The following is a 21,108-nucleotide window of genomic DNA, read 5'->3' as shown; positions in this document are numbered from 1 at the left end:
CCTCAGGGGTCAGACACGCTCAATGATCATGGCGATGCCTTGGCCCACGCCGATGCACATGGTGCACAGAGCGTAGCGGCCGGCTCGCCGTTCCAGTTCAAACAGGGCGGCCAGCGCCAGGCGCGCGCCGCTCATGCCCAGCGGGTGCCCCAGAGCGATCGCGCCGCCGTTGGGGTTGACCTGCGGGGCATCGTCCGGCAGGCCAAGCTGGCGCATCACCGCCAACGCCTGGGCGGCGAACGCTTCGTTCAGTTCGATGACGTCCATCTGCGCCAGGCTCAGCCCGGCGATCTCCAGCACCTTGCGGGTGGCCGGCAGCGGGCCGATGCCCATCAGCCGCGGCTCCACGCCGCAGGTGGCGGTGGCAAGGATGCGCGCGCGCGGCGTCAGGCCCTGGCGCGCCGCCATCGCTTCGGAGGCGACGATCAGCGCGGCCGCGCCGTCGTTCAGCCCCGAGGCGTTGCCGGCGGTGACGCTGCCGGGCTGACGGAACGGGGTTTTCAGCGCCTGCAGCTGATCGAAGGTGGTGTCGGCGCGCGGGTGTTCATCCTGGCTGAACAGGGTGACTGCGCCTTTTTTACCGGTGAGGCTGACCGGCGCTATCTCCTGCGCCAGGTGGCCCAGCGCCTGCGCCCGGGCGGCGCGCTGCTGGCTGCGCAGCGCAAAGGCGTCCTGATCGGCGCGGCTGATGTTGAACTGCGCCGCGACGTTTTCGGCGGTCTCCGGCATCGAATCGGTGCCGAACTCGGCCTGCATGCGCGGGTTGACGAAGCGCCAGCCGAGGGTGGTGTCGTACAACTGCGCCTGGCGGCTGAAGGCGCTGTCGGCCTTGCCCATCACCAGCGGCGCTCGGGTCATCGATTCCGCGCCGCCGGCCAGCATCAGCCCGGCGTCGCCGGCTTTGATGCTGCGCGCCGCCATCGCCAGCGCGTCCAGACCCGAACCGCACAGGCGGTTCACCGTGGTGCCGGAAACGCCGACCGGCAATCCGGCCAGCAGCAGCGCCATGCGCGCCAGATTGCGGTTGTCTTCCCCGGCCTGGTTGGCGCAGCCGAGGATCACATCGTCCAGCTGCGCCCAATCCACCTGTGGATAGCGCTCCAGCAGCACGCGCAGCGGCAGGGCGGCGAGATCGTCGGCCCTCACCTGGGCCAGCGCGCCGCCATAGCGGCCGATCGGGGTGCGCACGCCGTCGCAGATAAATGCCTGATTCATGCCTGATCTCCTAAAATGCTGTGGCCGAGGCGGTGCGCGCGGCCGCGAAACCAGGCGACGGTTTTGCCCTGTTGATTGACGATTTCGACGTCATACAGCCCGGTGGCTTTGCCCTGATGGCGCATCTGCGCGCTGGCGGTGAGGCGATCACCGGCCAGCGCCGGGCGGACGAAGTCGATGCTGCAGCCGGAAGCCACCGCCGCCAGCCCCTGGCTGTTACAGGCGTAGGCGAAGGCGGTATCCGCCAGGCTGAACAGCTGGCCGCCATGGCAAGTCTGGTGGCCATTGAGCATCTGCGGGCCGACGGTCATGCTGACCTGCGCGTACCCTACGTCGACGGCATCGATGTGCATCCCCATCGCCTGAGCGCAGGTATCTTGCTGGAACATCTGTTCGGCGCAGCGCTGAGCCAGCGCGCGCGGCGTATTGGCGTTCATTGTTCGGCTCCTGAGAAAGAGGCGGGGGAAGCGTAGCGGCGCAGCAGCGGCATCGGGCGATAGCGGGCCTCGCCGTAATAGCGTTGCAGGTTTTCCAGCGTCGTCAGGATGTGGCGCCAGCCGAGCGCGGCGCCCCAGGCGAGCGGGCCGCGCGGATAGTTGACCCCGCGCAGCATCGCCAGATCGGTATCCTCGGCGCTGGCGACGCCTTTGTTCACCACGTCGAGCGCTTCGTTGGCCAGCATGGCCAGGGTGCGCATCGTTAGCAGGCCGGGGTAATCCGGCAACGGGATGACGCGTTTGCCGAGGGACTGCAGCAGACGGATCGCTTTGGCATTGTGTTGCGCGCCGTTTTGCGCCGCGCAGCTGATGGCGATGGCGGAGGCATGCGCATAGTCGGCACAGAGATCGAACAGCACCACGGGCATTCCACGTTCGTCGGCCAGTTGGCCGGCGGTTTTACCATTGGTTAACATCAGTGTAACGTCGTCGATCGTGACGTGCGGGCTGGTCTGGCCAGGTTGTTTGATCGCCCCCGCATTTTCGCTTAACAGCTGCGCCAAATCGGCCAGCGAAGACCAGTCGCCGTGCAGCGTAACGCGCTGCGGCAGCGCGGCCTGCGCCGGTGGCGCAAAGGCGATCATCTCTGCGGTGGGGCGTTGCGCGTCGTAGCGGTAGAAGCCGCGGCCGGATTTGCGGCCGAGGCGCCCGGCGGCCACCAGCTCCTGCTGCACCAGCGAGGGGGTGAAGCGCGGATCCTGGTAGAAGGCCTGATACACCGAGTCGGTCACGGCGTAATTGACGTCCTGGCCGATCAGATCGGTCAACTGCAGCGGGCCCATGGCGAAACCGCCGGCGTCGCGCATTACCGCATCCAGGGTGGCGGCGTCGGCCACCCGTTCTTCCAGCGCGCGCAAGCTTTCGGCGTAGAACGGCCGCGCCACGCGGTTGACGATGAATCCCGGCGTCGAGCGGCACACGACGCTCTGCTTACCCCAGCGCTGCGCCAGGGCTTGCAGCGCGGCGAGGGTCTCGGCCCCGGTCTCCAGACCGCTGACGATCTCCACCAGCTTCATCAGCGGCGCCGGGTTGAAGAAGTGCAGCCCGGCCATGCGCTGTGGGTGTTGCAAGGCGCCGGCGATGGCGGTGATCGACAGCGAAGAAGTATTGCTGGCGAACAGCGCCGTGGGCGAGCAGATCGCTTCCAGATCGCGGAACAGGCTCTGCTTGATCGTCAGATTTTCCGCCACCGCTTCAATCACCAGCGCGCTGTCGGCCAGTTGCTCGAGCGAATCGGCGCGTTCGAGACGCGCCAGCAGCGCCTCGGTGGTGTTTGCGTCGGCCTTGCCGCCGTCGACCCGCTGCCGCAGGCGGCGAGCGAGTTCGTCGATCGCGCGCTGGGCGGCGGCGGGGGCGATATCGAACAGACGCACCGGGTGACCGGCGGCGGCGGCCACCTGCGCAATGCCGATGCCCATGGTGCCGGCGCCGATCACCGCCACCTGGCCGTTAAGAAGGGGCGCGTTCATGGCTATTTCCCGCTGAAGTTTGGCGTGCGTTTGGCGAAGAACGCGCTGACGCCTTCGCGGTAGTCGTCGCTGCGGCCGCCCAATCGCTGCAGATCGCGCTCCAGATCGAGTTGTTGATCGAGGCTGTTGGTGGCCGAACTGTAGATGGCTTTCTTGATTAGCCCCAGACCGTAAGTCGGCTGGGTGGCCAGATGGCGCGCCAGCGTTTGCGTGCGGTCGGCCAATTCATCCGCCGGCACCACCTGCCAGATCATGCCCCACTCCAGCGCCTGTTGGGCGCTGATTTTGTCGCCCAGCATGGCCATGCCCATCGCGCGGGCGTGGCCGGCCAGCCGCGGCAGGAACCAGCTGCCGCCGGAATCCGGCACCAGCCCCAGGCGGCAGAACGACTGAATAAAGCCGGCGTTGTCGGCGGCGATGACGATGTCGCACGCCAGAGCCAGCGCGGCGCCGGCGCCGGCCGCCACGCCGTTGACCGCGCACACCACCGGTTTGGGCAGGGCGGTCAGGCGACGGATCAGGGGGTTGTAGAAACGTTCGACCGACAGGCCGAGGTCCGGCGCCTGTTGATCGGCGCTGACGTTGCGATCGTTGAGATCCTGCCCGGCGCAGAAACCGCGGCCGGCGCCGGCGATCAGCAGGCAGCGCACGTTGTCGTCGCGTTCGGCTTGCGTCAGCGCTTCGCTCAGTTGGCGATGCATCTCGTCGTTAAAGCTGTTGAGCCGATCCGGCCGGTTGAGGGTCAGCGTCAACACGCCGGCCTCGAGATGACTGAGAATCAATGCGTTATCCATAAATCAGCGCCCCTGATAGTTTGGCGTACGTTTTTCGAAAAAGGCGGCGATGCCTTCGCGGCGATCGTCGGTGGCGGCCAGGGTGACGAACTGCTGACGCTCCATCGCCAGCCCCTGGCTAAGGCCGGTTTCCTCGGCCTGTTTCAGCGCCTGCTTGGCGGCGCGCAGCGCCAGTGGCGCCTGACGGCTGATGCGATCGGCAATCTGCTGCGTGCGCTCCAGCGTCAGGGCATCGACGCACACTTCGCTGATAAGGCCAGCCTGCAGCGCGGTGCGGGCGTCGATGGCTCCGCCGGTCAGCACCATCTGGCTGGCGCGCGACTTGCCGACGCAGCGGATCAGGCGCTGAGTGCCTCCGGCCCCCGGCATCAGGCCGAGGGTGATCTCCGGTAGGCCGAAGCGGGCGCTTTCGCCGCCGATAACGATGTCGCAGGCCAGCGCCAACTCGCAGCCGGCGCCCAGGGCATAGCCGTTCACCGCCGCCAGCAGCGGCTTGCTGAACTGCGCCAGTCGCTGCCACAGCTGCGGACGGCGATCCGCCAGCGCGGCCGGCAGATCCTGCCGTTGCAGCTCGTGCAGATCGGCCCCGGCGGCAAAGAAACGCGCCGCGCCGGCGATCACCACGGCACCCACGCCGCTGTCGGCATCGGCCTGATCCAGCAGAAACACCAGCTGCTCCAGGCAAGGGGTGCTCAGGGCATTGCGCGCCTCCGGGCGGTGCAGCGTCAGCGTGACCACGCGGTGCTGCTGCTGGCGCAAAATAAAGGGGGTATCCATCGCGGCTCCTAGACGTCGAAGTCCAATACCACGCCGTCGCCTTTCGGCCACGACTGGCAGCTCAATACATAGCCCGCCGCCAACTGATCCGGCTCCAGGCTGTAGTTGACGCCCATCTCCACCTGGCCGGCCTTCAGACGGCATTTGCAGGTGGCGCATACGCCGCCTTTGCAGGCGTAGGGCAGGTCGGCGCCCTGGCGCAGCGCAGCGTCGAGAATGCTGTCGTCTTGTTCGCCGAGCTCGATATCCAACCGGCGGCCGTCGAGCAGGATTGTCACCCTGGCGGCGTTGCGATCGCCGCTGTGGCGCGGGCGGGCGACCAGGCCGCTGGTGTTGAAACGTTCGCTGTGGATGTGGTTGGCCGGAACGCCGGCCTGTTCCAGCACGGTCTGCGCGTCGTCCATCATCGATTCCGGCCCGCAGATGAAGGCGTGGTCATAGTCGCGGAAATCCAGCAGCGCGCCGCCGATCGCCGTCAGGCGTTCACGATCGATGCGGCCGCTGAGCAGCGGGCTGTCGAGGCTCTCCTGGCTGAACAGGTACAGCGGCTGAAAACGCTGCGGGTAGCGGTTTTTCAGATCCGACAGCGCTTCTTTGAACATCATCGAACGGCTGTTGCGGTTGCCGTAGATCAGGGTAAAACTGCTGCCCGGTTCGAGCTGCAGCGTCGCTTTGATGATCGACAGCATCGGCGTGATGCCGGAGCCGGCGGCGATCGCCAGGTAATTGCCGCGGCGCTCCGCCTGCGGCTGATAGCCGAAGCGCCCCTGCGGCACCATCACTTCCAGCGCATCGCCGACTTTCAGCATGCGGTTGACGAAGCCGGAGAAACGGCCCTGATCAATCGCTTTTACGCCGATCTGCAGCAGGCCTTCCTGCGGTGAACTGCAGATGGAATAGCAACGCCGCAGCTCTTCGCCGTTGACCCGCGCCTTGAGCGTCAGGTGCTGGCCGGGGGTGTAGCGGTATTGGTTTTGCAGCTCTTCGGGCACCCGCAGGGTGATGGCTACGGCGTCCGGCGTTTCGCGCTCGATGGCGGCGACGTTCAGGCGATGAAAGACCGTCATGGTGTCAGCGCTCCTATATGCATTTGAAGTAGTCGAACGGTTCCCGGCAGTCGCAGCAGCGGTACAGCGCTTTACAGGCGGTGGAGCCGAACTCGCTGATCTTCTCGCTGTGGGTGCTGCCGCAGCGCGGGCAGGCGACCGGGCCGTGGGCGTGCGGCCGATCGCAGGTGTGGCCCTGCGGGGGCGCTACGCCGTATTGCCGCAGCCGCTCGCGGGCGTCGGCGTTCATCCAGTCGGTGGTCCAGGCCGGGCTGAGGCGAATGTCCACCCGCACCGGGCTGAATCCGGCGGCCGTCAGCCGCTGCTCGATGGCGTTGAGTAAAAATTCGGTGGCCGGGCAGCCGGAGTAGGTTGGGGTGAAGGTCACGCGCCAGCCGCTGCCGTCGCGGGCCACGTTGCGCACCATGCCCAAATCGGTGATCGACAGCACCGGCAGCTCGGGATCGCTGATCTGTTGCAGACAGTGCCAAATCTGCGGGATTTCAGCGGGTTGCAAACGAGTGACGTTCATCGCAGCCTCCTACCATTGGCCGTTTGGATAGGCGCGTTGCAGGAACTGCATCTCCGCCAGCAGTGGGCCGAGGTGTTCACTGTGTCGGCCTTGTTTGCCGCCGTGCCGGAACGCCTGCTCGGCGGGCAGCGTCAACGTCGCCTGGCGCAGCGTCTCCTCCACCTGCGCCTGCCAGGGGGCCTGCAGCTCGCGCGGATCGACGGCGATGCCTTGTTCCGCCAGCTCAAGCTCCAGCGCGTCGGCGTGGAACAGCTCAGCGGTGAAGCGCCACAGGTTATCCAGCGACTGCTGGATCTTGCGGTGGCTGATGTCGTTGCCGTCGCCGAGGCGGATCATCCAGCCGCGGCTGAAGCGCAGGTGGTAATCGGCCTCCTTCAATGACTTGGCGGCGATGGCGGCGATCTGCGCATCGCGGCTGCGGCTTAGTGCCTGGTGCAGCTGCACGTGGTAGGCGTCGAGCAGGAACTGGCGCACCAACGTGTCGTTGAAACCGCCGTTCGGCTGTTCCGCCAGCAGCAGGTTATGGAACTGGCGCTCGTCACGGCCGAAGGCCAGGCTGTCTTCGCTGCAGGGCGGGCCGGCCAGTTCGGCGGCGTAGCCCAGGAAGTGGCGCGCCTGGCCGAGCAGATCGAGACCGATGTTGGCCAACGCCAGATCGATTTCCAGCTCGGGCGCGTGGCCGCACCAGGCGCACAGGCGCTGGGCGAGGATCAAAGGCGTGTCGCCCTGGCGGAGCAAATAGCTGATGCGCGGATCGTTAACCGTCATGGTCGCCTCTACATGTTCTTGATGCCGTCGGGAATGGTGTAAAACGTCGGATGACGGTAGATCTTGTCTTCGGACGGATCGAAGAACGCGCCGCGATCTTCCGGCTGCGAGGCGATCAGATGGCGCGATTGCACCACCCAGATCGAGCAGCCTTCGTTGCGGCGCGTGTAGGCGTCGCGGGCGTTTTCCAGCGCCATTTGGTCGTCTGCGGCGTGCAGGCTGCCGACGTGGCGATGCGCCAACCCTTGTTTGCTGCGGATAAACACTTCATACAGCGGCCATTCAACGTGGCTCATGATCTCGGTTCCTTATGTTGGCTATGCGGCGGAAGCGGCGTTTTTCGCGGCGTGGGCCATGGCGCCGTCGCGTACCCAGGCGCCGTCTTCCCAGGCGCGGCGTTTGGCCTGCAGGCGTTCGTGGTTGCATTGGCCGCGTCCTTTGATCACTTCATGCAGTTCGCTCCAGTCGATCTCGCCGAAGCGATAGTGGCCGGCGGCCTCGTCCCAGGTAAGACTCGGGTCCGGCGCCGTCATGCCCAGCGCCTCAAGTTGCGGCACGGTGTTGTCGACGAACTTTTGCCGCAGTTCATCGTTGCTGTGGCGTTTGATTTTCCAGGCCATGCTCTGGGCGCTGTGAGGGGAGTCGGCGTCGCTCGGGCCGAACATCATCAGCACCGGCCACCAGAAGCGATCGATGGCGTCCTGCAACATCGCGCGCTGCGCATCGCTGCCGTGGGCCATCGCCATCACCGCCTCGTAGCCCTGACGCTGGTGGAAGCTTTCCTCTTTGCAAATTTTCACCATCGCCCGCGCGTAGGGGCCGAAGGACGCGCGGCACAGCGCCACCTGGTTGACGATGGCGGCGCCATCGACCAGCCAGCCGATCACGCCGATATCCGCCCAGTTGAGCGTGGGGTAATTGAAGATCGAGGAGTACTTCATTTTGCCGTCGAGCATCTTTTGGTAGATGTCCTGGCGCGAACAGCCGAGGGTTTCGGCGGCGCTGTAGAGGTACAGGCCGTGGCCGGCCTCATCCTGCACTTTGGCCAGCAGCACCGCTTTGCGGCGCAGCGTGGGGGCGCGCGTCAACCAGTTGGCTTCCGGCAGCATGCCGATGACTTCCGAATGGGCGTGTTGGCCAATCTGCCGAATCAGGTTCTGACGGTAAGCGTCCGGCATCCAGTCTTTGGCTTCGATAGCGATATCCGCCGCGATCTTGGCGTCGAAATGCTGCTGATACTGTGCTTCAGTTGTCATGCTCGCCTCTTGGTGATTCGTATTTTTCACATTGAATATAAAAATGTGAATCACTTTAAATAACCATAAGGCTACAAACTGATAACAAAAAAATCAAACGAGATTCATGTGGTTTTGCGAGCGCACTCACAAGTGAATTGTTTATATCATTGATTTAATTTGATAAATAAAATCAATGACTCTGTGTTAACGACAGGGAAAGCGGCTTGAACGCGCTTCTTGTTCTCTTTTTGTTAAAATTGAGTTTGGCGTAAACTGGCATTTATGTGATACGTAATTAAGCTGTAGGGTGGAAATTTATGAATTTTGGAGGGCACATGCAGCAGTTACACAGTTATCTTTCTGGCGCCTGGGTGTATGGGCAGGGAGAGAGCCGCGAGATCCGCCACGCCGTGACCGGCGAGGCGCTGTACCAGGTCTGCTCCGACGGCCTGCCGTTAGCGGCGAGCCTGAGCTATGCCCGCCGCCACGGGGGGCCGGCGCTGGCGCAAATGACGTTCCAGCAGCGCGCCCAGATGCTCAAAGCGGTGGCGAAACACCTGCTGGCGTACAAAGAGGCGCTGTATCAGATTTCCTATCAAACCGGGGCGACGCGCAGCGACGGCTGGGTCGATATCGAAGGCGGCATTGCCACGCTGTTCGCCTATGCCGGCATGGCCGGCCGCGATCTGCCGGATGATACCCTGTGGCCGGAGGATGAGCTGATCCCGCTGTCGAAGCAGGCGCAGTTCGCCGCCCGCCACGTATTGACCTCGCGCCCCGGCGTGGCGCTGCATATCAACGCCTTCAACTTCCCTTGCTGGGGCATGCTGGAAAAACTGGCGCCGACCTGGCTGGCGGGCATGCCGGCCATCATCAAGCCGGCCACCGCCACCGCGCAGCTGACGCAGGCGATGGTCAGGCTGATCGTCGACAGCGGGCTGGTGCCGGAAGGGGCGCTGCAGTTGGTATGCGGTGGCGTCGGCGACATGTTTGCGCACCTGGATTATCAGGATGCGGTGACGTTCACCGGTTCGGCGCAGACCGGGCAGCGGCTGCGCGCGCACCCGCGGCTGTTGGAGAAATCGATCGCCTTCACCATGGAGGCGGATTCGCTCAACTGCTGCGTGCTGGCGGAAGACGTAACGCCGGAGATGCCGGAGTTTGCGCTGTTTATCAAAGAGGTGTGCCGTGAAATGACCGCCAAGGCGGGGCAGAAATGCACGGCGATCCGCCGCATCATCGTGCCGGCGGCGCAGGTGGTTGCGGTGCGTCAGGCCTTGTTGCAGCGCCTGGCTGGGGTGACGGTGGGCGACCCGCAGCTGGAGCAGGTGCGCATGGGGGCGTTGGTCAGCCACGAGCAGCGTGATGATGTGCAAAGCAAGGTGGAGTTCCTGCTGCGCAACGGCTGCGAACCGCTGTGCGGCGCGTCGCTGGATAAGCTGGAAATCCTGGGCGACGGCGCGCGCGGCGGGGCGTTTTATCCGCCGACCTTGCTGTATTGCGCCGATCCGTTCACCCATCAGGCAGTGCACGGCACCGAGGCCTTCGGCCCGGTGGCGACGCTGATGCCGTATGCGGATACCGAGCAGGCGATCGCGTTGGCGTTGCTGGGGCAGGGCAGCCTGGCGGGCTCGCTGGTGACCGCCGACCCGGCGCTGGCCAAGCGCTTCATTCGCGCGGCGGCCTGCGCCCACGGCCGCATGTTGATTCTGGATGAACAGGCGGCGGCGGAGTCCACCGGCCACGGGTCGCCGCTGCCGATGTTGGTGCACGGCGGCCCGGGGCGCGCGGGCGGCGGGGAAGAGCTGGGTGGACTGCGCGCGGTGAAGCACTATATGCAGCGCACGGCGATCCAGGGCAGCCCGGCGATGCTGGCGGCCATCGGCGGTGAATGGGTGCGCGGCGCGCCGGTCGCCGAGCACCCGGTACATCCGTTCCGGAAATACTTCGAGCAGCTGCAGCTGGGCGACAGCCTGTTGACCGCGCGCCGTACCGTGACCGAAGCGGATATCGTCAACTTCGCCTGCCTGAGCGGCGATCATTTCTACGCGCATATGGACAAGATCGGCGCCGCCGATTCGCTGTTCGGCGAGCGGGTGGCTCACGGTTACTTTGTGGTGTCCGCTGCGGCCGGGCTGTTTGTCGATGCCGCCGTCGGGCCGGTGATCGCCAACTACGGCATGGAGAATCTGCGCTTTATCGAACCGGTGAAGATCGGCGACACCATTCAGGTGCGGTTGACCTGCAAGAAGAAGATCCGCAAGCCGCAGAAAACCGCCGAAGATCGGCCGCACGGCGTGGTGGTGTGGGATGTGCAAGTATTGAATCAGGAACAGCAGCCGGTGGCGCTGTACAGTATCCTGACGTTGGTGGCGCGCCAACAGGGGGACTTCGAGGCGTGATGCGCGCTTGCCGCCGCCGGAGCTGCCGGCGGCGGCAATCTATTCAGATCAGCGGCTGACCGCGCAGCTGTTCCAGCACTTTCAGCGGCGAGCGCTGCGGATCCTGCATCTTGTTCACCGGCAGCAAGAAGGTCTGTTCCAGCATAAACTGGCCGCCCATCGCGGCGTGCGGCGTTTGATCCGAGAAGCAAATCCAGCTGCTGCCCGGCGGAAACGCCAGCGCAAGCTGCGGCCCCTGTTGTTGATAATCGCCGTCGGCCTTCATGGCGTCATGCAACTGCAGCATCAGGTGGTCATAATGGCTGCGGCGGGTTTTGGTGATACGTACCCGGTGCTGCAGCCAGCTGCTGAAGGCGGAGTAGCGCGCCAGACGCGGCATAAAGCGTTGCGCCAGCTCAGGGAACGGCTCGCCGACGCGCCATTGGCGGTGCTCACCGTGCGGATTGATGTTGGTGAAAATGCGCAGAATGCGTTCGCCGTAGTTCGGGCGCGACGGGAAAGCATCGACGTGCAGCCGGCTGTCGTCTTTGCGCCAGGAGCTGCTTGCGCGCCAGGCCGAAACCGGATGCAAACGCAGGCTGCCGGTCGGATGGTGCAGCGCCTCCTGATACTCGGGCAACAGCCCGGCGATCAGCTGGCGGCAAGATTGGTAATAACGTTCCAGCAGTTGCTGAACCTGCTGCCGGCGCTCCGCGACGGCGACGCCGGTCAGCTTGCCGGACAGCGGTTGATAGCTGATGTTTTTGCGCTTCGGATCGACCAGCGCCGGATCCAGCAGCGGCATTTCCTGCTCAGACAGGGTGAAGGCCAGTTCGGGCAGAAACAGCACCTTGCCCTGTTCCAGTTCGCTGACCGCGCTGGATGCTTCCGCTGCCGCCCATTGTCGCAACGGCAGCGTCAGGACGGCCTGTTCACGCATAATATCGCCAGTAGGCATGAGATCTCCTCGCAAATCTATATCGCTTTATTCCCGCCTTTCAGGTTGCCGCGTGGTTGGCTGCACTGGCTTGCGCCGTGGCTGGCTGGAGCGACGCCAAAAGTCTTTGCGTCGGTCGCCCAAATGCAACGTGAAATTTATGGGTTCTATTATGGATGTATCAGCAGGGCGCAGTGCGCCGAAGCGTGCGATGGCTTCCTGATATATAGAATAGTCCTGCTAAGGGTATCACCGGCAATGCCAATGAAAAGTAAACGGAGGCTAAACGAGGCTCGGCGTAGGCACGAATAATCAAAAATGGCACGAATTGTCCGCGGAATAGCGCATTTTTTATCTTATTGAATTGTAATGGAAATAAATATGCTGCTTATTTATTGGCGTTATTTCATTCCGAGAGCGGGGCAAATTGGGGAAATAATGTTTCGGCGGGAAATTATTTCATTTTTGTCGTGGGAATAAATCGGGCCGCCCAATTTTGGTGGCCCGATGAGTGATTAAGCGCCGTAAATGCAGTTTTTGCCTTTTTTCTTGGCCTGATACAGCGCGCTGTCCGCCTCATTGATAAAGCTGATCGGCGTATCGTTATACATATGCGGCACTTTGGCGCAGATGCCGATGCTGATGGTGACGATGCCGTGCGGGTTGCCCTGATGCGGGATCTTCAGATCGCGCACCGCCTGGATGACGCGTTCGGCGAAAATCAGCGCGCCCTGCACGTCGGTATCCGGCAGGATAATCCCCATCTCTTCACCGCCGTAGCGCGCCAGAATATCGTTGCTGCGGCACGCCAACCCTTTCAGCGTCTGGCCGATCTGCTGCAGGCACTGGTCGCCGGCGACGTGGCCGTAGCTGTCGTTGTACTGCTTGAAGTAGTCGATATCCAGCATCAGCAGCGCCACGCTGCGGTAGTTGCGCGAGGCGCGCGCCAGCTCGTTCTTCAGCGCAATGTCAAACTGGCGGCGGTTGGCCAGGCCGGTCAGGCTGTCCAGCAGCGCCAGTTCTTCCAGCATCTGGTTGATGCTGGTCAGCTGATCGCGGGTGCGCATCAGCTCGGCTTCGGTTTGCATGCTGTGCTTGATTTGCCGCAGCAGCACCGCGCCCATCGCCAGCAGGATCATCAGCAGAGAGAGGCCGCCGGCGGCGAACAGGCCGGCGTCGGTGCGCCAGTCCGCCAGCGCGTCGCGTTTCGACAGCCCGGCGGCGATCACCAGCGGAAAGCGGTTGACCCGCGAATAGCCGTAGATGCGCTCCACTTTGTCGTACAGCGAGGTGATGGTGGCGTTGCCGAATTCCGAATGCGGCAATATTTCGCTGAACAACACGCCCTTGGCGATATTTTTACCGATCGAGGCCGCCGAGTAAGGGCGGCGGTAGAGGATGGTGCCGTCCGCCAGCAGCAGATTTAGCGAGGCGTCGGTGTTGAGGGCGAAACTGTCGTAAAACTGGCGAAAATAATCGACGTACAACGTCGCCAGCACCACGCCGCCAAAGCTGCCGTCCGGGTTGTTGAAGCGCCGCGAAACGGGGATGATCAGATCGCCGGTGGTGCGGCTGCGGATCACCTCGCCGATGTACAGACCGCCGCCATCGCGGTTTTGGTGATATTTGAAGTAATCGCGATCGGCGTTGTTGGCGTTCTTGATGAATTTGCCCGAGGAGGTCGCCAGCCAGCGGCCGCTCGCATCGTAGATAAACATCCCGTGCAGCTGCGGCAGGTTGCCGACCTGGGTTTGCATCACCCGTTGCAGCCGGGTCAATTGCGAGGGCCCCAGTCCGTCGTTCTGGAGACGTTCGGTCAGATCGAGCAGATTGCCGTCTACCTGCATGAAGGTATCGTCGGCATGCTGCGCCAGCGAACGGGCGAGGTTGGCGGATTCATGCTCGGCGCTGCGCAGATCCCGCTGGTGCGCGTTCCAGATTTGCCAGCTGTTAAAGAGGATCAGCGTGGCGGCAACGATGATGACAAACACGCCGGCCTGAAATAATAATGGGGAGCTTTTAACGCTGCGCGGCGCCGCGGCATCCTGTATGGGTTGCTGCTGAGTCATGTCACCCTTGTTGTTTGATTACTATTCAATTTGAGTTAAGAGCAATCTTATATTTTATGCATAAATGCGCCAGACCTCTAGCCCTTAACGTGGCGATAGGGAGAAAGGCGCCTCGCACCCCGCTTTTGCGGCGGTGTGAACGCGAAGGAGTAAAAGAGCCATGTCGGATTACATCATTATCGCTTTACTGACGCTGGCGGTGTATTACCCCCTCACGCTGGGGGCGCTGGCGGTGATGATGTTCTTCGCCTGGCGGCGGCGACGGTCGCCTTACTGGCGGTTGGGGCTGGCGCTGTTGACGGTGTTGTTCGCGCTGTTCGCCAAAGCGGCGTATGACTGGCACCGCTACAGCTAGCGGCGCCATGCGGGGTTATTCGACGTTGATCATCCAGTTGACGCCGAATTTGTCGGTCAGCATGCCGAAGCCTTTGGCCCAGAAGGTGGCTTGATAAGGCATCGTCACCTGGCCGCCCTGCGCCAGATTATCGAACAGTTTGCGTCCTTGTTCCGCGTCGCTGGGGTTCAGCGACAGTGAGAAGCCTTTATGGGAAGCGCCGCCGCTGTCATCCTGCGGACAGCCGTCGGAGGCCATCAGCACGCCGTCGCCAATCAGCAGACGCGCATGCATGATCGCTTCAGGATTGACGTCCTGCGGCCCGCCTTGGCGGGCTTCTTCGGGCATGTCTTTAAAGCGCATGACCATTTCAATTTTGGCATTCAACTGCTGTACATAGAAGTTAATCGCTTGCTCACAGTTACCGCTGAAGAACAAATAGGGTTGTACCAGCATGACATTGACCTCGGTTGTGGCCCGACAGGCAACGACCGGCCCTCGGGCGGGAAGAAATGATTGCTGGCGGCAATAATTGCCGTCGGTGACTTATTAGTGTAGTCCCCCTGACGTAGAATGCTCGCGCGAGGTGAGCGCCTTCGCCGCCGGCAGGGCGGGCGAAGGCGCGAAGGCGGTTAATACAGCGAAGGTTCGCCGGGTGGGCGGGTTTTAAAGCGGCGGTGCAACCACATGTATTGATCGGGCGCCAGCAGCACCTGTTCTTCCACCACGCGGTTCATCATGGCCGCCGCGCGCGTTTCATCGTCCAGCGGGAAGTCCGTCAGCGGCGGCTGCACGATCAGCTCGTAGCCGCAGGCATTCGGCAGGCGGCGCGGCACGAATGGCACGATCGACGGCCGCCCCATACGCGCCAGGATATAGGTGCCGGTCGTCGTGGCGGCGTTTTCCACGGCGAAGAACGGTGCGAACACGCTGCTTTGCGGGCCGTAGTCGTGGTCCGGCGCGTACCACAGGATTTCACCCTGCTTCAGGTTGCGGATCATGCCTTTGATATCTTTACGATCGATCATGAATTTATTCGAGCGCAGCCGGCCCCAGGTCTGCACCCATTCCATCAGCTTGTTATTGTGCGGGCGGTGTACGCCGATGCCGGGGTTTTGCATGCCGAAGATGCGCGCGCCCAGCTCCAGAGTGAGGAAATGCAGGCCGATCAGCAGCACGCCTTTCCCGTTCTGACGCGCCAACTGCATGTTTTCCATGCCGCTCACCTTAAACCAACGGGCGATGCGCCAGTCAGGCCAGAACCAGGCCATGCCGACTTCGAACAGGCCCATGCCGACGGACTCAAAATTTTTGACAATCAGCGCCTCTCGTTCGGCGGCGGGCATCTCAGGGAAACAGAGTTCTAAATTACGGCGCGCTATTTTTACCCGGCGTTTCATCAGGGGCATGGCGATTCTGCCAAGGCCGTGTCCAAGCCGATAAATGAGCGGATAGGGCAATAACACCAATAGATAGAGTATTCCCAGCCCTATCCACAGCAACCAATAACGAGGGCGCAAGAATTCGCGCTCAAAGCGTTGGTTTAAAATCATTTTTCTGTTCTTCCTTTAATTTCGCAATGGGACCTTAACCCAAATTGTTATGGGCGAAATGATAGAACATTTTTTGTGAGACCGGGTTTTCCATTCATGCTTTTTTTTTACGCTTTATTTAAGCGCAGACGGGAAACGGAACGAAATGAGATTTTTACCGAGGGAAGGGCGGATATTCACCGCTATTTCAACCGGCTGGCGACATTGAAAAATAAGGACACAATTCAGCGCATCGCAAAAGTGACAACCGCTATGTAACCTTAGAGAAACAGCAACGCGGCGGAACCGTCCCAAACGGCCGCCAGCGCATACAGCAGCGCGAGAATCAGGACAAAAGGGGCATTGAACATCGGCGTTTCCTCCAGGAGGCTGTGTTTAAAGTTTAGCCTGTCCAGATGACAATGGGATGAAATGCGATCGCTTTTGACGCGGTGAAATTCAGACGGACGGAAATGGGTAAACCGCTGATTTTTTACTATAGTCATAGTGTGATGTTGTGCGTTTGTCGCCGTACGCCCCGTCTTGAACGGCTGTGGGCAGAGTGTCCAGAGCAAGATCGCGGAACGGGCAGCGCCGGACGTGAAACAGGTGACGAAGTTCTCAGAGGGCGGGTCTGTAAGGATTTGACATGTCATATGAAAATGACGATCTAAGCGGTGTTGAGCAACCGAGCGACTACGTTAAAACCACCGCCTGCGAAGTGCGCAGCGGCGTAAAGGCAGCGCTCGAGCAATCATGTGCCTGCATCAAGGATAACCCTTGGGCAGGGGTAGGCGCCGGCGCCGTCGTGGGCCTGGTAATAGGATTTCTGTTAGGCAAAAGGCAATAGGGAGAGTAAAAATGGGCATCATTTCCTGGATCATTTTTGGTTTAATCGCCGGTATCCTGGCTAAATGGATTATGCCGGGCAAAGACGGCGGCGGCTTTATTGTTACCGTTATACTGGGGATCGTGGGCGCCGTCGTCGGCGGCTATATCAGCACCTTCTTCGGTATGGGACGCGTTGACGGTTTTAACCTGGGCAGCTTCGTGGTGGCGGTCATCGGTGCCCTGGTGGTGCTTTTTGTCTACAGGAAGATCAAAGGCTAAGCAGCCGTTGCTCAACAGGGTCGCCGCGGCGGCCCTTTTTCGTGAAATCAATCCGGCTGTGCGGCGCGGGCCGCAGCGGCTGAAAGGGGAATATCATGGGTCTGTTCGATAGCGTATTGGGTAACATTCTGGGCGGCGGCGCCAACGGCAAAGGCATCGATTACATCGCCATTATGCAGTGGGTCGAGCAACAAGGCGGCCTGCAGGCCATTTTGGACAAGTTCCGCCAGGGGCAGTTCGGCGATATCGTCGGTTCCTGGCTCGGTAACGGCGAAAACCAGCCGATTACCGGCGATCATGTGCAGCAGGCGTTGGGCAGCGATGCGATCAATCAACTGGCTGAAAAGCTGGGCGTCGATCCGGCCCAGGCGTCCAGCACCATTGCACAGTTCTTGCCGACGGTAGCGGATGCCGCTTCGCCAAACGGTGAAGTGCAGCAAGACAGCAATGAACTGGGCGACATGGTCGGCAAACTGTTCAAATAATGATTATGCTCCCGGCGTCTGGCCGGGGGCATTCACTCCGCTAATTCCCTCGATCGCCGTCAACGCCTGTTGCAAATGCGCCACCCAGGCGCGCACTTTCTGTGGAATAAAACGTAAAGCGGGATAGACCGCATGCAGCGCCATGGGCGGGTAGCGGTATTCCGGCAAGACGGGAACCAGCGCCCCCGTCGCCAGCTGTTCGCCGATCAGCGGCCGCTGAGCGCCACCGATGCCGGCCCCGGCCTCGATGGCCGCCAGCAGCGATAAGGTATTGTTGGCGCGAAACGTGGGCCGCAGCGCGACCATCTCGGCGCCGTGGGGGCCGAGCAGGGTGAGCGTATCGCCGTCGTTTAGGCCGCTGTAGCGAATGTGCGCATGTTTCACCAGATCCGCCGGCGAACGAGGGGCGCCATGCCTGGCCAGATAGGCCGGCGACGCGACCAGCAGGCGTTGCAGCTCACCCAACCGTTTCGCCACCATGCCGGGCGCATGCAATTCGCCGAAGCGCAGCGCCACGTCGATGCCTTCGCCGATGACGTCGGCGCGGCGATCGTCCAGCAGCAGCTCGATGGTGAGATCCGGATGACGTTTTTGGAACGCGATGGCCAAAGGGGTGATATGCCGTTGTCCGAATCCGGTCGGCGCATGCAGGCGCAAATTGCCCTGCAGCTGGTGGTGCTGGCCGTGCAACGCCTCTTCCGCTTCGTCGACCGCCGCCATAATCGGTTTGAGGCGCTGATAGTAATCATTGCCGGCCTCCGTCAGGGTGACCGCACGCGTGCTGCGAAACAGCAGCTGCGCCCCCAACTGCTGTTCCAGACCGGCGATTTGCTGACTGACCGCCGGCTGCGTCAAACGCAGATCGCGCGCGGCGGCAGACAGGCTGCCCAGCTCCGCCACCCGCATAAAGGTTTTCATTGCGTTCAGCTTATCCATGTCGATTTTGCCTATAGATATTTCTTATTAGTGTTAGTGGAAACCCTCATCTACCGCAAGCATCGCTAATCAATAACACTCAGGGTATCGATAATCCGAGGGGTGACAAAATGAACGCAAAGCGACAGGCGCTGGTGATCGGCGCCAATGGCGTGATTGGGCGCCGATTGATTGAGGAGCTGATTGACCAAGGTTGGCAAGTGGTGGGCGTCTCGCGCCGGGGCGGCGAACCGGCGCCTGGGGTGCGCCACCTGCAGGTTGACCTGCTGGATGCGGCGGCGACGCGGGACGCGCTGCGGCCGCTGAGCGCGATTAGCCACGTTTTCTATGCCGCCTATCAGGATGCTCCGGATTGGGCGGGGCTGGTGGCGCCGAACCTGCAAATGTTGCAACACGTTGTCGAAGGGCTGGAGCCGATTGCGCCGGCGTTGGAACATATCAGCCTGATGCAGGGCTATAAAGTTTATGGCGCGCATTTGGGGCCGTTTAAAACGCCGGCGCGTGAAAGCGATGCCGGGCATATGCCGCCGGAGTTTAACGTGGCGCAGCAGCAGTATCTGGAGCAGCGCCAAACAGGCAAGCGCTGGCGTTGGAGCGCCATTCGCCCGAGCGTCGTGGGGGGCTTCTCGCTCGGCAACCCGATGAATCTGGCGTTAAGCATCGCGGTTTACGCCTCGATCAGTAAAGCGCTCGGGCTGCCGCTGCGCTTTCCCGGGAAGCCGGGCGCTTACCACAGCCTGTTGGAAATGACCGACGCCGGACTGCTGGCGCGCGCCACGCTCTGGGCGGCGACCGAACCTGCGGCAGCCAATCAGGCGTTTAACATCAACAACGGCGATCTGTTTCGCTGGAGCGAAATGTGGCCGAAAATCGCCGCGTACTTCGGGCTGGAATGTGCGCCGCCGTTGCCGATGACGCTGGAAAACATGATGGTGGACAAAGCGCCGCTGTGGCGTGAGCTGGCGCAACGGCACTTCTTGACCGAGCCCGATTACCGGGCGGTGGCCGGCTGGCGTTTCGCCGATTTCGTCTTTTCCTGGGACTACGACATGTTCGCGGACGGCAGCAAGGCGCGGCGTTTCGGTTTCCATCAGTTTGTCGAAACCGAAGCCATGTTTTTCTCGCTGTTCGATGCATTCCGTCGTCGCCGCATCATTCCCTGAATGCGGCATAAATGTCCCCGCAGCCCCGCTGCGGGGAAAGGTCTCAGAACGTCAGCATGATTTTGCCGATGTGCTCGCTGGATTCCATCAGCGCATGCGCAGCGGCCGCCTCTTCAAGCGGGAAGGTTTTAAAGATTTGCGGTTTCAGCACGCCGCGCTCCAGCAGCGGCCAAACTTTCTCGTGCAGCTCGGCGGCAATCTGCGCTTTGTCCGCGACGCTGCGCGAACGCAGCGTCGAACCGGTATGGGTCAAGCGTTTCAAGAGCAGCGGCATCAGGTTGAGCTCTTTTACCACGCCGTTTTGCGTGCCGATTTGCACGATACGGCCTTCCATCGCTGCGGCCTGATAGTTCTTGGCCACATAGTCGCCGGCGATCAGATCGACGATCACGTCGGCGCCTTTGCCGTTAGTGGCGTCTTTGGTGCGGGCGACAAAGTCTTCGTTGCGGTAATTAATCGCCACGTCGGCGCCCAGCGCCAGGCTCGCCTGACGCTTCTCTTCTGAACCGACGGTGGTGATCACCTGGGCGCAGAAGGCTTTCGCCAGCATGGTGGCGACCGTGCCGATACCCGAGGTGCCGCCGTGGATCAACACGGTCTCGCCGGCTTTGAGGTGACCGCGCTGGAACACGTTGACCCAGACGGTAAAGAAGGTTTCCGGCAGCGCGGCGGCCTCGGTCAGGCTCAGGCCCGCCGGAACCGGCAGCGCATTACTTTCATGCACGGCGCAGTATTGCGCGTAGCCACCGCCGGCGATGAGGGCGCAAACCCGATCGCCGATCGCGAAGCGGGTCACGCCTTCACCGATGGCCACCACTTCGCCGGCAATTTCGAGGCCGGGAATATCCGAGGCGCCGGGCGGTGGCGCATAGTTCCCCTGACGTTGCAGCACGTCGGGGCGGTTAACGCCGGCGGCGGCGATTTTCACCAGAAGTTGGCCCGCTTGCGGAACCGGCACCGGACGTTCGGCGACGACCAGAACCTCGGGGGCGCCGGGTTGGCTGATCTCAATCGCTTTCATCGTGTCGGGCAGCGGTGCATTCGTTGACATGGTTACTCTCCTCATCGTGGCGGACGCGGTTATCAGGTGGCGCGTCCACAATAAAGTCTGCTGTTAGCTTAGCGAAATCGAATGAGGTGCGCGTGGTCGAATAGAGCGGTTTTGCGAGGAAGAGGAGGAGACGCCGCCGCGATGGGCGGCTGGGCATCAATCGTTAGGGGGGATGCGGAACCCTTTCAATGAAACGATAAAGTGTTCTTTTCCTTTGGAGATCTTGGCGCCTTTATCGCACCACAGGCTGGCAAGCTGGAAGAAATCGTCGCTGCCGATGTCGTAAGCCAGTTCGATTTTCTTGGCTGTGCCGGCGCGGATGAGCTTTTCTGCTTCCTGGTGGTTTGCAGCTTTAATTATGGTCATGGGCGAAATCCTTGGTGTTAAGCCAGAACGGATAATCGCTAATCATCATATGGCCATATTGTGACAGTTTTGTGATGAAAGGATGACGGTAACCGCAGGCGCGGCGTGCGGCGTGCCGCGCCTTTGCGGTGAAAATGTGTTGTCTGTTACCGATCGTGCGGGCGAACGAATGCGCTTTTCTTCTGAGATTTGAAGTGTTTATAGAGCGCATAGCCCGCAATGCCGGCCAAGACGGCCAGGAGGGCAAGAGATCCTGTGGCCATGAACATCACCTCCGAATAAGAATGGCAAGGAGGCGTATTTGTGACATTCATCACTTTGCAGGGCAATGAGACCAATCTGTAATCGGAAAGTCGAGATGCGAGAAGGGCAAAAAAAAAGCGCCTATAGGGAGGCGCATAAAGATTT

The 21,108-nt window shown here is 61.8% G+C and carries 23 protein-coding genes; 6 read left to right on the top strand and 17 right to left on the bottom strand.

The window, feature by feature from the left end:
• Window positions 1-9: 9 nt before the first annotated feature.
• The 10 genes from pcaF to paaA are packed head-to-tail and all read right to left on the bottom strand — an operon-like array spanning window position 10 to window position 8,354.
• Window positions 10-1,215, bottom strand: coding sequence for a 3-oxoadipyl-CoA thiolase (pcaF, locus tag CPH57_RS11815; protein ID WP_096242367.1), 1,206 nt, complete (start codon window positions 1,213-1,215; stop codon window positions 10-12).
• The gene (gene paaI / locus CPH57_RS11810) at window positions 1,212-1,652 is read right to left on the bottom strand and encodes a hydroxyphenylacetyl-CoA thioesterase PaaI (protein WP_033643614.1); all 441 of its coding nucleotides are present in this window, start codon (window positions 1,650-1,652) and stop codon (window positions 1,212-1,214) included. Before paaI ends, pcaF begins: the two co-directional genes overlap by 4 nt.
• Window positions 1,649-3,181 (bottom strand): 3-hydroxyacyl-CoA dehydrogenase, encoded by a 1,533-nt coding sequence (locus CPH57_RS11805; RefSeq protein WP_096242366.1) that lies wholly within the window; start codon window positions 3,179-3,181, stop codon window positions 1,649-1,651. The genes paaI and CPH57_RS11805 overlap by 4 nt, the downstream gene beginning before the upstream one ends.
• Window positions 3,182-3,183: 2 nt before the next feature.
• A complete protein-coding gene (paaG, locus tag CPH57_RS11800) occupies window positions 3,184-3,975 on the bottom strand; it encodes a 2-(1,2-epoxy-1,2-dihydrophenyl)acetyl-CoA isomerase PaaG (RefSeq protein WP_047025413.1) in 792 nt (263 codons plus the stop codon).
• Between the two features lie 3 nt (window positions 3,976-3,978).
• A complete protein-coding gene (paaF, locus tag CPH57_RS11795) occupies window positions 3,979-4,752 on the bottom strand; it encodes a 2,3-dehydroadipyl-CoA hydratase PaaF (RefSeq protein WP_096242365.1) in 774 nt (257 codons plus the stop codon).
• A gap of 8 nt (window positions 4,753-4,760) precedes the next feature.
• The gene (paaE, locus tag CPH57_RS11790; RefSeq protein WP_033643610.1) at window positions 4,761-5,819 is read right to left on the bottom strand and encodes a 1,2-phenylacetyl-CoA epoxidase subunit PaaE; all 1,059 of its coding nucleotides are present in this window, start codon (window positions 5,817-5,819) and stop codon (window positions 4,761-4,763) included.
• A gap of 13 nt (window positions 5,820-5,832) precedes the next feature.
• Window positions 5,833-6,330 carry a 1,2-phenylacetyl-CoA epoxidase subunit PaaD gene (gene paaD, locus CPH57_RS11785; protein ID WP_096242364.1) on the bottom strand — a complete coding sequence of 166 codons (498 nt, stop codon included), beginning with the start codon at window positions 6,328-6,330 and terminating at the stop codon, window positions 5,833-5,835.
• A 9-nt stretch (window positions 6,331-6,339) separates the two neighbouring features.
• Window positions 6,340-7,098, bottom strand: coding sequence for a 1,2-phenylacetyl-CoA epoxidase subunit PaaC (gene paaC, locus CPH57_RS11780; RefSeq protein WP_096242363.1), 759 nt, complete (start codon window positions 7,096-7,098; stop codon window positions 6,340-6,342).
• An 8-nt stretch (window positions 7,099-7,106) separates the two neighbouring features.
• Complete coding sequence (paaB, locus tag CPH57_RS11775; RefSeq protein WP_004935173.1) at window positions 7,107-7,394, bottom strand: 1,2-phenylacetyl-CoA epoxidase subunit PaaB; 288 nt, start codon at window positions 7,392-7,394, stop codon at window positions 7,107-7,109.
• Between the two features lie 21 nt (window positions 7,395-7,415).
• Window positions 7,416-8,354: a 1,2-phenylacetyl-CoA epoxidase subunit PaaA gene (gene paaA, locus CPH57_RS11770; RefSeq protein ID WP_042784922.1), complete on the bottom strand. Its 939-nt coding sequence runs from the start codon at window positions 8,352-8,354 to the stop codon at window positions 7,416-7,418.
• 317 nt (window positions 8,355-8,671) lie between these two features.
• Here paaA and paaZ point away from each other — a divergent pair, with 317 nt between their 5' ends.
• Entirely contained in the window at window positions 8,672-10,738 is a 2,067-nt protein-coding gene (gene paaZ, locus CPH57_RS11765; protein ID WP_096242362.1) for a phenylacetic acid degradation bifunctional protein PaaZ, read from the top strand.
• Between the two features lie 43 nt (window positions 10,739-10,781).
• Here the strand turns inward: paaZ and CPH57_RS11760 are convergent, their stop codons facing one another.
• A complete protein-coding gene (locus CPH57_RS11760; RefSeq protein WP_033650811.1) occupies window positions 10,782-11,675 on the bottom strand; it encodes a Kdo hydroxylase family protein in 894 nt (297 codons plus the stop codon).
• Window positions 11,676-12,169: 494 nt separating this feature from the next.
• Window positions 12,170-13,723: a sensor domain-containing diguanylate cyclase gene (locus tag CPH57_RS11755; RefSeq protein ID WP_060660554.1), complete on the bottom strand. Its 1,554-nt coding sequence runs from the start codon at window positions 13,721-13,723 to the stop codon at window positions 12,170-12,172.
• A gap of 160 nt (window positions 13,724-13,883) precedes the next feature.
• On the opposite strand from CPH57_RS11755, the gene CPH57_RS11750 reads away from it, so the two are divergent.
• On the top strand, window positions 13,884-14,078 hold the full coding sequence (locus tag CPH57_RS11750; protein ID WP_033643602.1) for a hypothetical protein: 195 nt from the start codon (window positions 13,884-13,886) through the stop codon (window positions 14,076-14,078).
• A gap of 15 nt (window positions 14,079-14,093) precedes the next feature.
• Here the strand turns inward: CPH57_RS11750 and yjdN are convergent, their stop codons facing one another.
• A complete protein-coding gene (yjdN, locus tag CPH57_RS11745) occupies window positions 14,094-14,513 on the bottom strand; it encodes a VOC family metalloprotein YjdN (RefSeq protein WP_046687369.1) in 420 nt (139 codons plus the stop codon).
• A gap of 176 nt (window positions 14,514-14,689) precedes the next feature.
• Window positions 14,690-15,610, bottom strand: coding sequence for a Kdo(2)-lipid IV(A) acyltransferase (locus CPH57_RS11740; protein ID WP_089194905.1), 921 nt, complete (start codon window positions 15,608-15,610; stop codon window positions 14,690-14,692).
• 628 nt (window positions 15,611-16,238) lie between these two features.
• On the opposite strand from CPH57_RS11740, the gene CPH57_RS24845 reads away from it, so the two are divergent.
• The 3 genes from CPH57_RS24845 to CPH57_RS11725 all read left to right on the top strand — a co-directional run bounded on the left by CPH57_RS24845 (window position 16,239) and on the right by CPH57_RS11725 (window position 17,184).
• Window positions 16,239-16,439, top strand: coding sequence for a DUF883 family protein (locus CPH57_RS24845; RefSeq protein WP_033643599.1), 201 nt, complete (start codon window positions 16,239-16,241; stop codon window positions 16,437-16,439).
• A gap of 11 nt (window positions 16,440-16,450) precedes the next feature.
• A complete protein-coding gene (locus CPH57_RS11730; RefSeq protein WP_004935146.1) occupies window positions 16,451-16,699 on the top strand; it encodes a GlsB/YeaQ/YmgE family stress response membrane protein in 249 nt (82 codons plus the stop codon).
• A gap of 95 nt (window positions 16,700-16,794) precedes the next feature.
• Window positions 16,795-17,184, top strand: a complete 390-nt coding sequence (locus CPH57_RS11725; RefSeq protein ID WP_019453502.1) for a YidB family protein — start codon at window positions 16,795-16,797, stop codon at window positions 17,182-17,184.
• A 3-nt stretch (window positions 17,185-17,187) separates the two neighbouring features.
• Here the strand turns inward: CPH57_RS11725 and CPH57_RS11720 are convergent, their stop codons facing one another.
• Complete coding sequence (locus CPH57_RS11720) at window positions 17,188-18,120, bottom strand: LysR family transcriptional regulator (protein WP_033650815.1); 933 nt, start codon at window positions 18,118-18,120, stop codon at window positions 17,188-17,190.
• A gap of 110 nt (window positions 18,121-18,230) precedes the next feature.
• Here CPH57_RS11720 and CPH57_RS11715 point away from each other — a divergent pair, with 110 nt between their 5' ends.
• Window positions 18,231-19,283 carry an SDR family oxidoreductase gene (locus tag CPH57_RS11715; RefSeq protein WP_069100621.1) on the top strand — a complete coding sequence of 351 codons (1,053 nt, stop codon included), beginning with the start codon at window positions 18,231-18,233 and terminating at the stop codon, window positions 19,281-19,283.
• Between the two features lie 43 nt (window positions 19,284-19,326).
• Here the strand turns inward: CPH57_RS11715 and CPH57_RS11710 are convergent, their stop codons facing one another.
• Together CPH57_RS11710 and CPH57_RS11705 are read right to left on the bottom strand one after the other, a co-directional pair.
• Window positions 19,327-20,334, bottom strand: coding sequence for an NAD(P)H-quinone oxidoreductase (locus CPH57_RS11710; RefSeq protein ID WP_033643596.1), 1,008 nt, complete (start codon window positions 20,332-20,334; stop codon window positions 19,327-19,329).
• 156 nt (window positions 20,335-20,490) lie between these two features.
• On the bottom strand, window positions 20,491-20,700 hold the full coding sequence (locus CPH57_RS11705; RefSeq protein ID WP_004935132.1) for a hypothetical protein: 210 nt from the start codon (window positions 20,698-20,700) through the stop codon (window positions 20,491-20,493).
• Window positions 20,701-21,108 lie beyond the last annotated feature (408 nt).

The sequence above is a fragment of the Serratia sp. JKS000199 genome, assembly GCF_900215455.1.
Taxonomy (GTDB): Bacteria; Pseudomonadota; Gammaproteobacteria; order Enterobacterales; family Enterobacteriaceae; genus Serratia; species Serratia ureilytica.
The sequence above is the reverse complement of the archived record's forward strand: the minus strand, read 5'-3'. Positions and strand labels throughout refer to the sequence as shown.